10 protein-coding genes are annotated in these 8,976 nt (G+C 65.6%); 4 read left to right on the top strand and 6 right to left on the bottom strand.

Translation table 11 applies throughout. The features are described from left to right. The first annotated feature begins 20 nt into the window (after window positions 1-20). Window positions 21-1,037 (top strand): AraC family transcriptional regulator, encoded by a 1,017-nt coding sequence (locus tag IB261_RS10190; protein WP_192383203.1) that lies wholly within the window; start codon window positions 21-23, stop codon window positions 1,035-1,037. A gap of 19 nt (window positions 1,038-1,056) precedes the next feature. Here IB261_RS10190 and IB261_RS10185 read toward each other — a convergent pair whose 3' ends face one another. The 3 genes from IB261_RS10185 to speE form a co-directional block, all read right to left on the bottom strand. Beyond that, window positions 1,057-1,842 carry a sulfite exporter TauE/SafE family protein gene (locus IB261_RS10185; protein ID WP_081520618.1) on the bottom strand — a complete coding sequence of 262 codons (786 nt, stop codon included), beginning with the start codon at window positions 1,840-1,842 and terminating at the stop codon, window positions 1,057-1,059. A gap of 267 nt (window positions 1,843-2,109) precedes the next feature. After that, on the bottom strand, window positions 2,110-4,188 hold the full coding sequence (locus tag IB261_RS10180) for an LTA synthase family protein (RefSeq protein ID WP_151186532.1): 2,079 nt from the start codon (window positions 4,186-4,188) through the stop codon (window positions 2,110-2,112). A gap of 322 nt (window positions 4,189-4,510) precedes the next feature. Continuing rightward, window positions 4,511-5,371 carry a polyamine aminopropyltransferase gene (gene speE, locus IB261_RS10175; RefSeq protein WP_192383204.1) on the bottom strand — a complete coding sequence of 287 codons (861 nt, stop codon included), beginning with the start codon at window positions 5,369-5,371 and terminating at the stop codon, window positions 4,511-4,513. Between the two features lie 194 nt (window positions 5,372-5,565). On the opposite strand from speE, the gene IB261_RS10170 reads away from it, so the two are divergent. After that, window positions 5,566-6,471, top strand: a complete 906-nt coding sequence (locus IB261_RS10170) for a DNA-3-methyladenine glycosylase family protein (RefSeq protein ID WP_192383206.1) — start codon at window positions 5,566-5,568, stop codon at window positions 6,469-6,471. Window positions 6,472-6,473: 2 nt separating this feature from the next. Continuing rightward, the gene (locus IB261_RS10165; protein ID WP_081520622.1) at window positions 6,474-6,950 is read left to right on the top strand and encodes a methylated-DNA--[protein]-cysteine S-methyltransferase; all 477 of its coding nucleotides are present in this window, start codon (window positions 6,474-6,476) and stop codon (window positions 6,948-6,950) included. A 26-nt stretch (window positions 6,951-6,976) separates the two neighbouring features. On the opposite strand, the gene IB261_RS10160 is transcribed toward IB261_RS10165, so the two are convergent. Continuing rightward, the gene (locus IB261_RS10160) at window positions 6,977-7,510 is read right to left on the bottom strand and encodes a methylated-DNA--[protein]-cysteine S-methyltransferase (protein ID WP_192222928.1); all 534 of its coding nucleotides are present in this window, start codon (window positions 7,508-7,510) and stop codon (window positions 6,977-6,979) included. Between the two features lie 24 nt (window positions 7,511-7,534). Beyond that, complete coding sequence (locus tag IB261_RS10155; protein WP_192383208.1) at window positions 7,535-8,113, bottom strand: TetR family transcriptional regulator; 579 nt, start codon at window positions 8,111-8,113, stop codon at window positions 7,535-7,537. Between the two features lie 67 nt (window positions 8,114-8,180). Here IB261_RS10155 and IB261_RS10150 point away from each other — a divergent pair, with 67 nt between their 5' ends. Then, window positions 8,181-8,708, top strand: coding sequence for a dihydrofolate reductase family protein (locus tag IB261_RS10150; RefSeq protein WP_151186527.1), 528 nt, complete (start codon window positions 8,181-8,183; stop codon window positions 8,706-8,708). A 53-nt stretch (window positions 8,709-8,761) separates the two neighbouring features. Here the strand turns inward: IB261_RS10150 and IB261_RS10145 are convergent, their stop codons facing one another. Further along, window positions 8,762-8,953, bottom strand: a complete 192-nt coding sequence (locus tag IB261_RS10145; protein ID WP_045208647.1) for a PLDc N-terminal domain-containing protein — start codon at window positions 8,951-8,953, stop codon at window positions 8,762-8,764. Between the last annotated feature and the right edge of the window lie 23 nt (window positions 8,954-8,976).

Raw genomic sequence — 8,976 nt, 5'->3', positions numbered from 1 at the left:
ATTTGAAAGCCGAGGTTCCGATGCCTGCTACTCCAGCCTGGTCGCCGCGGCGCAGCGCCATCAGCGTGCAGCTCATGACGCAGTTCGGCCTCGACCACGGCATGACCCTGGAACAGTGCCTGGATGGCGCGGGCCTGGACATCGGCGTGCTCGCCGACCCGGGCGCCGAGGTGGAAGCCAGCCAGGAACTGGAGCTGCTGCGCAACATCAACCGGCAGATCGGCCAGCGCCCCGGTATCGGCCTCAAGGCTGGCCTGCGTTATCACCTCAACACCTATGGCATCTGGGGCTTCGCCCTGCTCAGCAGCTCGACCTTCCTCAGCGCGGCGCACCTGGGCCTGCGCTACCTCGACCTGACCTACGCCTTCCACCGCATGACGCTGGAGGAGCACGACGGCGAGGCGCACCTGGTGCTGGACGACTCAGCGGTGCCGGAAGACCTGCGCGACTTCCTCATCGACCGCGACGGCGGCGGCGTGCTGCGTATCCAGCGCGATCTCACCAACCAGCCGCCGCCAATCCGCCAGGCGCTGTTCCGCCGCGAGGCGCCGGCCGACCTGCAACCGTACATCGATGAACTGGGCGTGACGCCGCTCTTTGGCCAGGCGGAGAACCGCATCGTCTTCGACAGCCGCATCCTCGAAATGCCGCTGCCGGGCGCCAACCCAGAGGTGGCGCGCCGCTGCGAGGAGCAGTGCCGCGCCCTGCTCGCCCGGCGCCAGGTGCGCACCGGGCTGTCCGGACAGATCCGTGATCGACTGCTGGGTACGCCGGGGCGGCTACCGGACATGGAGCAACTGGCAGATGAGTTGCACATGACGTCGCGCACGCTGCGCCGCCGGCTGGAAACCGAAGGCAGCAGCTATCGCACCTTGCTGGACGAGGTACGCCAGGCGCTGGCCGAGGAGTTGCTGGCCACCGGGGCGATTCGTCTGGAGGAGATTGCCGAGCGGCTCGGCTATGGCGAGGTGTCGAACTTCATTCACGCCTTCCGCCGCTGGAAAGGCGTGACGCCGGGGCGTTTCCGTCGCGGCTGAGCGCTCGGGAAGCTGGCGCTTAGAAGACCAGCTTGTAGCCGATCATCGCCAGCATCACAGCCAGGCACGGCCGCAGGATGCCGTCCGGAATGCGTCCGGCCAGGTGGCTGCCGACGTAGATGCCCGGCAGCGAGCCGATCAGCAGGTAGCCCAGCAGGCCCCAGTCCATGTTGCCCATGCTGGCGTGGCCGAGGCCGGCGACCAGGGTGAGCGGTACGGCGTGGGCGATCTCGGTGCCCACCAGGCGGCGGGTGGCGAGGAACGGATAGAGGATGAACAGTGCCACGGTGCCCAATGCGCCGGCGCCGATGGAGGTCAGCGCGACCATCGCGCCGAGGATGGCGCCGGTGATCACGGTCAGGGTGTTCAGCTTCGAGCCACTGAAGTGGAAACTGTCGCCGGCATGGCGCTGGGCGAAGGCCAGCACCTGCTTCTTGAACAGCACTGCCAGCGCAGTGAGCAGCAGCACGACGCCCAGGGCGTTCTTGATCACGGCGTTCATGGCCGCGGTATCGGTGTGCAGGCTGTGCAGGAACAGCAGCGTCAGCGCCGCCGCCGGAACGCTGCCCAAGGCCAGCCAGCCGGTGATGCGCCAGTCGATGTTGTCGTTCTTGCGGTGAACCAGGACGCCGCCGGACTTGGTAATGGCGGCATAGAGCAGGTCGGTGCCCACGGCGGCAGCGGGGTTGATACCGAACCAGAGGAGAATCGGCGTCATCAGCGAACCGCCGCCGACACCGGTCATTCCAACGATAAAGCCAACGACAAGACCCGCGATTACGAAACCGATATTGCCAACATCCATCTACGCGTCCTGACTGGCGAAACTGATCACCTCGTGGTGTGGGCGGCAGGATAACGGCTTTTCTTATAATCCATTAGATCGATGTGGTCTTACTTTATAACTGCTTTTTACCGTTAATCGGGTTGCTTATTTCCTATCCGCAGCGCCTGGCATAAGCCTTGTAGGAGCGCGCCACACGCGCGATCGCGGGCATTGTCCGCGCCTACAGGATGCTCCGTCAGTGGAATGAAAAAGGGGCCCGAAGGCCCCTTTTCACTCAGCGCTCGATCACTTCACGTCAGGCTTGCCGTCCACCACGCCAGCGGTGTTGTCCAGCAGGCTCTTGGTCGCGGTCTGGATGAAGGACTCCAGGCGCACGCGCAGGCTCTCCTGGTCGGACGCGCCGTCCACACGCTTCACGCCGAAGTCGCTGCCCAGCTTGTAGTCGTAGACGCGGATATCGCCTTCCTTCGGACGGATGAGGATGCGGTTACCGGAAATCACGGCGACCACCTGCTCGCTGCCCGACGGCTTGATGACGCCGATGCCCTTGTCGCCAGCCGGCAGGTTCAGCAGGTCGCGGCCCCAGCACTGGTGACGCACTTCACCGCCCAGGCGGCCCATGATGGTCGGCACGATGTCGATCTGGGTGCCGACGGTATCGCGGGTCGCGCCGAACTTCTCCTGGATGCCCGGGGCAACCAGCAGCAGCGGCACGTTGAAGCGGAACAGGTCCATCTCGGTCAACTGCTCGGGACTGCCGAAACCATGGTCGCCGACGACCACGAACAGGGTGTCCTTGTAGTACGGCGATTTCTTCGCCTTCTCGAAGAACTGCCCCAGCGCCCAGTCGGAATAACGCATGGCGGTCAGGTGCTCGTCGAGGCTGCCGTTACCGGTCACGCGCTCCACCGGCAGGTCCTTGGGCAGTGCGTAGGGCACGTGGTTGGACAGGGTCTGCAGCAGGGCATAGAACGGTTTGCCGGTGGCTTCGAGCTTGTCCAGCTCCTCGTTGCCGCGAGCGAACATGTCCTGGTCGGACACACCCCAGGTCGGGTCGGAGAACACCGGATTGACGAAGTCGTTGCGGCCGATGAACGAGGTCATGCCCTGGTTGGCGAAGAAGCCGGACTGGTTGTCCCAGGCGAAGTCGCCGTTGTAGACGTAGACGTCCTCGAACTTGCGCGCCGACAGCAGCTGCGGCAGGCCGGAGAACTTGTGGCCACCCTCGGGCGTCTGCATCAGGTATTCGAAGCCCGGCAGGTTGGGGAAGCACGCCATGGTGGCGAACATGCCCTGGTGGGTGTGGGTGCCGTTGGAGAAGTACTGGGTGAACAGCAGCCCTTCCTTGCTCATCTTGTCGAAGTACGGCGTGATGTTGCCCTTGCCGCCCAGCGCACCGACATAGTGGCCGGCGAAGCTTTCCATCAGGATCACCACGACATTCTTGATCGGCAGGGTGCCGTCGGCCGGCGGGGTGTAGTCGCGGCGCACGGCGGCATCGTCGGCGTCGACCAGCTTGTCGTCCGGCATCACCAGCATCTGGCGCACCACATCGCGTGCCTGGTCCACCGGCAGGGTGGCTTTCCAGATGTTGTCGCGGTCTTCGGACAGGAAGCGGCTCTCGGCAGCCTTGATCAGGCTGAGGGTGCCGTTCAGGCCCAGCTGGTTGGCGAACATCGAATCGGTGGTGAAGGCATCGCCCCAGCGCAGCGGCGGGCCCTGGCGCAGGGTGCCGCGAGCGGCCACCACGCACAGCACGATCACCACCAGCATCACGGCCACGCGGATGTACCAGACGGCGGCGGACGGACCGGAAGCATCCGGACGGGTGGCACGGTCGATGCCGCGGAACAGCAGGTACAGGATCCAGGTGGCAAAGGCCCAGGCCAGCAGATAGCGAACCACCGGGTAGCCGTACCAGATCATGCTCATGACCGTCTTCGGGTCTTCGGACATGTACTGGAACACCAGGCTGTTCAGGCGCTGGTGGAACTCGCGGTAGAAGTCCATCTCCAGCACGCCGAGGAACAGCGTAATGCTCGCGGCGATGGTCAGCCAGGTCTTCCACAGCCAACGCCAGCCCATGGCGCGCACGCTGGCGATGGCGAACACCAGCGGGGCGACGATGTAGACCACCGCGCGGATGTCGAAGCGCATGCCGGTGATGAAGGCCTCGACGAAAGTGGACGCCGGGGTGCTGCCGATCAGCTCGCGGTTGTAGACGAGCAGTGCCACGCGCAGCAGGGAAAACATCACCATCAGCGCAACGACGCTGAGCGCGGTGAACGCCAGGTGGCTGGACAGGGTCGGCCGCGTGAGGCTCGCACCGGTCTGGCGGTTGGTCAGGACTTCTGATTGGCCCATTTCTTGGTTCCGTTGTGAACGTTCAGGGTTCGAAGGAGCGTCGCCATGGCCGGACAGACGGGCTGCCCGCGCGAGCGCGAAAGGCTGCGGCATTACACCGCAAAAGCAGCGGCGTCGCATTCTATTGTGCGCGCCTTAAGCGGACATTAAGCCTGGCCGTGCATTCGTTTCGGGATGATGCAAGCGTGAACCGGCGCAGGTGGGACCGCCTGACGGCGGGGATAGTGCCGGCCGGCATGTGAAGAAAATGTCCCGAAGGACGGGCAATCCGGGGCATTGCGCCCCTGCCCACCACGCGCGGGGCGTGGCGGGCAGCGCTGGATCAGTCGTTGGCCGGCTTGCCGATGGCCTGCAGCACGTACTGCGGCAGGGCGAAGGCGCCCTGGTGGATGGCCGGGTTGTAGTAGCGGGTCTGAATGCCGCTTGCAGCGAAACGCTGGGCCAGGGTGGCAACGTCGACCTTGCGCAGCGCCGGGTTGGTCGAGCCCCAGGCGAAGGTCATCGAGCCGCCGATGTAGGTCGGCACGGCCGCCTGGTAGAAGTGCCAGTCGCTGAACAGGCCGTTCATGCGCCCAGCGGTGTTGCGCACGGTGTCCAGCTGCATGAACGGCGTGCCGTTCTGGGTCACCAGTACACCGCCTTCGTTCAGGCAGCGGTGGCAGGCCTGGTAGAAGTTCTCCGAGAACAGCACTTCGCCCGGACCGATCGGGTCGGTGGAGTCGGAGATGATGACGTCGAACTTCTCCGTGGTGGTGGCGACGAAGCGCATGCCATCGTCGATCACCAGGTTCAGGCGCGCATCGTCGAAGGCGCCCTGGGAATGGTTGGGCAGGAACTCCTTGCACATGTCGACCACGGTACCGTCGATCTCGACCATGGTGATGTGCTCGACGCTGGCGTGCTTGGACACCTCACGCAGCATGCCGCCGTCGCCGCCGCCGATGATCAGCACGCGCTTGGCCGCGCCATGGGCGAGGATCGGCACATGGGTGAGCATCTCGTGGTAGATGAACTCGTCGGCCTCGGTAGTCTGGATCACGCCGTCCAGCGCCATCACCCGGCCCATGCGGGCATTCTCGAAGATCACCAGGTGCTGGTGCTCGGTGCGCACCTCGTGGAGCATCCTGTCGACGCTGAAACGCTGGCCATAGCCGTCGTAGAGGGTTTCCTGGTAATCGTGCATGCAGTGGGCTCCCGTCGGGACAAGACACTAGGAGGGGACGGCCGGGCCGCCCCGAAAGAGGCGCGCATTCTACGTGCCGGAAGATGACAGGTCGAACCCTGCTGTCGGCGCCTTCCATATAAACAGCCTGAGCGCGACAGTTTGAAAGTCAGGCGCGGGAGGACAGCCCGCCGCGCAACAGGTAAGGTCGCCGCATGAACAACACAGCCACCGACTCCCGCACCATCCGCCTGCCCTACCGGGCCCCCTGGGACTGGCAGCAGTTCCACGAGCACTTCGCCCTGCGCAGCCTGGCCGGCGTCGAATGCCTGTCGCCCCGGCGTTACGCCCGCAGCGTCCGGCTGGGCGCGGACAGCGGCTGGTTCAGCGTTACGCCGCTGGATGACTGCGCCGAGCTGGAACTGGAGCTGCACCTGCCGACCCGTCACGCCGAGGCGCTGACGGCTCGGGTGCGCAAGATGTTCGACCTGGACAGCGACCCCGCGCCTATCGCCGGGCACCTGGGCGAAGATGCCGTCCTCGGCCCGCTCCTGCTGCAAGCCCCCGGCCTGCGCCTGCCCACCGCGTTCGACCCGTTCGAGCAGGCTGTGCGCGCCATCGTCGGCCAGCAGGTCACGGTGAAAGCCGCCGTGACCATCGTCGGGCGGCTGGTGCAGCGTCTGGGCGAAATATTGCCCGGAGAAGCCGAAGGCCAGCCAACCCGCCTCTTCCCCACGCCCGAAGCCCTGGCCGGAGCCGACCTCGCCGGTATCGGCATGCCCGGCAAGCGGGTGGAAACCTTGCAGCGTTTCTCCGCCGCCTGCGCAAGCGGCGCGCTGGCGCTGCACGTGGACGACGGCGCCGATGACCTGGTGAAACGCCTCTGCGCCCTCCCCGGCATCGGCCCATGGACCGCGGAGTACGTCGCCCTGCGGGCCTTCGGCGACCCGGATGCCTTCCCCGCCGCCGACCTGGGCCTGCTCAAATCGCCCGTCTGGGGCGCCGAAGGCATCACCGCCCGCGAACTGCAACGCCGCGCCGAAGCCTGGCGGCCATGGCGCGCCTACGCCGCCGTCTATCTGTGGCACGCCTATTCCCAGGCCGGCCGCACCGGAGGATGACCATGCACTACCGCTACCACGACAGCCCCACCGGCCGCCTGCTGCTGGCCGGCGACGAAGGCGGCCTGCGGATGCTCTACATGGACCTGGAGACCCGCCACTATCCCGAGCCTGACTGGCAACAGGGCAGTCCTTTGCTGGACGAGGTTGCGCGACAGCTGGACGAGTACTTCGCCGGCAAGCGCCAGCGCTTCGATGTACGCCTCAATACTGGCGGCACCGAATTCCAGCGCCAGGTCTGGCAGGCGCTGCTGGAAATCCCCTACGGCTACACCACCGTCTATGCAGAACTCGCGCGACGCATCGGCCGGCCCAGGGCAATTCGGGCGGTGGGAGCAGCTAACGGCGCCAATCCCATCAGTATCATCGTCCCCTGCCACCGGGTGATCGGCAGCAACGGCAGCCTCACCGGCTACGCCGGCGGCCTGCCGCGCAAGGAACTGTTGCTACGCCTGGAAGGCGCGCTGGAGTCGGCTTAGCTGCAGTCGGCTCAGGAGAGTCCTGCCTAGAAATCGAAGGCGGTCTGCGCTGCCTGCGGGTCCTCGAAACCTTCCAGCGCCAGCATGCGCATCTTCGAGGTACTTCCGCCCGGCGCGGAGAAGCCGCCGGTCTTGCCGCCACTGGCGAGCACACGGTGACAGGGAATGATCAGCGGGATCGGGTTGCTGCCCATCGCCTGCCCTACCGCACGGGACAAGCCGACATCGCCCAGTCGCCGGGCGATCTCGCCGTAGGTCGTGGTTTCACCGCGCCCCAGCTGGAGAATGTCGTCGTAGACCCGGCGGTGAAAATCGCTCACCGCGGAAAGGTCCAGTGGCAGATTGCCGAAGGACACTGCCTCGCCCCGTGCATACCCCAGGATAAGCTGGCGCGCCTCGTCGATGAACGCCGGCCAGTGGGCAGTTTCGCTGCCGAGCTTGTCGAAGCGCTCGCGCACGCTGTGCACGGAGTCACCCGGCAGATAGGCGCGCGTGATCCCCTGCGGGCTCCAGGCGAGCCCGAACCAGCCGAGGTCTGTTTCGATCAGGCAGTAATGCATCGAACGAGTCTCTATCCCTGCGTCCTATCCCGCAACCCTTTCCGCCTTCAGCACGACGTCGCACCAACGCCGCAACTCTGCGCCGATGGCGCTGGCCGGATCGCCCTGGCGCTCGAAGGCCCACCACAGCTGCGCGCCCTGCCACTGGCTGGCCATCAGCCGGCCGAGTATCGGCTGCCGCTGCGGATCATCGCTCAAGCGCCGCCCCAATGCCTTGGCCAGCGTGGCGCCCCACTGCGCACCGCGCTCTCGCAGCAGCGGATCGCGCATGTCTTCCCTCAGGATCAGCAGGCCTTCGGCGTAATCCGTCTCGCCCTCGCCCACCGGGAACATCGCCACGAGCATCTGCACGGCGCCTTCCGGGCTCAGTTCGGCGCTCTCGTCCAGGCGCGCGGTCTGCTCATCCAACTGGTCCCAGGCGCGCAGCAGCACGGCGCGAAGGAACTCGGCCTTGGTTGCGTGTCGCTGCACCAGCGTCGCGGCGGAAAGCCCGACTTCGCGGCCCACGGCGGCGAAGGTCACCGCCTCCGGCCCTTCGCGCACCATCAGCGCCATGGCGGCGTCGAGTATCGCTTCGTCACTCACCGTCTTGGTTCGAGCCATGCCACCCTCTTTTATAAATGAACATTCATTTATATATTAGCGCAAAGCTTACCCAGGGAGACCCCACATGGCCAGGATTCTCGGCTACATCGCCAGCAGCCTCGACGGCTTCATCGCCACCCCGGAACACGGGCTGGACTGGCTGTTCAAGCATGACCAGCTGCAGCTGGGCGAACACGACTACGGCCTGTTCCTCCTGCGCATTCGCACGGTCGTCATGGGCCGTGCGACCTACGACTTCCTCGCCGCCGATCCAGGCCCCTGGCCCTACGGCGAACAACGCGTGCTGGTGGTGACTTCTCGCCCCATCGACGACCCGAAGGGCCCGCTGGAAATCCGCAGCGATGTCGACGCGCTGGTCGCGGAGTTGCGAGCGCTGGAAGATGGCGACGTGTGGATGCTCGGCGGCGGCCAGTTGCAGATGGCCTTCCTCGAGCGCGGGGCGCTGGATGAGCTGGAGGTGTACGTGATGCCTGAGATCATCGGCGGCGGCTTCCCGCTGTTCCCCGCCACCGGACTGCGGGTATCACCGACGCTGCTGTCGGCCAAGGTCATCGAGCCAGGCTGCGTGCGGATGCATTATCGGTTTGGCTGAGGAGCACCCTGCAGGAGCGCCCATGGGGCGCCCTGCAGGGAGCGGTACGGCAACTAGATCTTCACATTCCCCCGCGGCCCCGCTACCGCCCAGATAATCAGGCCCAGTACCGGCAGGATGACGATCACCAGGATCCAGATGATCTTCATCGACATCTCGGCGTTGCTCTTCACCACGTTGATGATCGCCCAGATATCCAGGGCAAAGATGATCAGGCTGATCAGGCCACTCAGGGTCGAACCCATATAGAAGATCCCTCTATGCGATT

This window comes from Pseudomonas sp. PDM20 (assembly GCF_014852575.3).
In the GTDB taxonomy this organism is placed as follows: Bacteria; Pseudomonadota; Gammaproteobacteria; order Pseudomonadales; family Pseudomonadaceae; genus Pseudomonas.
Note: the sequence above shows the minus strand (reverse complement) of the source record. Positions and strands in the feature narration are given on the sequence as shown.

What these genes read in the sequence shown, in the direction of transcription:
- IB261_RS10190 (WP_192383203.1), top strand. Translation starts at nt 21, where the DNA reads ATGCCTGCTACTCCAGCCTGGTCGCCGCGGCGCAGCGCCATCAGCGTG.
- IB261_RS10185 (WP_081520618.1), bottom strand. Translation starts at nt 1,842, where the DNA reads ATGGATGTTGGCAATATCGGTTTCGTAATCGCGGGTCTTGTCGTTGGC.
- IB261_RS10180 (WP_151186532.1), bottom strand. Translation starts at nt 4,188, where the DNA reads ATGGGCCAATCAGAAGTCCTGACCAACCGCCAGACCGGTGCGAGCCTC.
- speE (WP_192383204.1), bottom strand. Translation starts at nt 5,371, where the DNA reads ATGCACGATTACCAGGAAACCCTCTACGACGGCTATGGCCAGCGTTTC.
- IB261_RS10170 (WP_192383206.1), top strand. Translation starts at nt 5,566, where the DNA reads ATGAACAACACAGCCACCGACTCCCGCACCATCCGCCTGCCCTACCGG.
- IB261_RS10165 (WP_081520622.1), top strand. Translation starts at nt 6,474, where the DNA reads ATGCACTACCGCTACCACGACAGCCCCACCGGCCGCCTGCTGCTGGCC.
- IB261_RS10160 (WP_192222928.1), bottom strand. Translation starts at nt 7,510, where the DNA reads ATGCATTACTGCCTGATCGAAACAGACCTCGGCTGGTTCGGGCTCGCC.
- IB261_RS10155 (WP_192383208.1), bottom strand. Translation starts at nt 8,113, where the DNA reads ATGGCTCGAACCAAGACGGTGAGTGACGAAGCGATACTCGACGCCGCC.
- IB261_RS10150 (WP_151186527.1), top strand. Translation starts at nt 8,181, where the DNA reads ATGGCCAGGATTCTCGGCTACATCGCCAGCAGCCTCGACGGCTTCATC.
- IB261_RS10145 (WP_045208647.1), bottom strand. Translation starts at nt 8,953, where the DNA reads ATGGGTTCGACCCTGAGTGGCCTGATCAGCCTGATCATCTTTGCCCTG.